Below are 357 nucleotides of genomic sequence, written 5' to 3'. Positions count from 1 at the left end.
AAAATTACCCGAAGTTGGGTTGGGGGGCCCCGTCCAACGGGACTTTGGTGGACACCCCTTACCTCGCCCCCCTCGGCATGTCAGACTGGACGACGATCCACTACGTCAACTCTTACCCGGGCGCTGGCAAGACATATGCTGCGCTCAATATCGCGGAGGCTACGCTTAATGACCCCACAGCCAACTACGTTTTGGTGTACGCGGCCCCTACGCTGCGTCTGCTTTCGCAGTTCCGGGCCGATCTGCTGCGACGCAAACCTGCGGCAAAGTCTCGCGTTCATCTCATTGACTCCGAATCTGATGATCTGGCTGTAGCCCAGCAACTAGAGGGCAAGTTGAACGGTGCCTCTGTAGGTT

At 57.7% G+C, this 357-nt stretch carries 1 protein-coding gene; it reads left to right on the top strand.

Translation table 11 applies throughout. The features are described from left to right. Window positions 1-77: 77 nt before the first annotated feature. A partial coding sequence (locus AC1RO3_RS08865) for a hypothetical protein (RefSeq protein WP_481764059.1) occupies window positions 78-357 on the top strand: 280 nt, incomplete at its 3' end.

This window comes from Dellaglioa sp. CoH-57-MRSF-19, assembly GCF_056781975.1.
The sequence above is the reverse complement of the archived record's forward strand: the minus strand, read 5'-3'. Positions and strand labels throughout refer to the sequence as shown.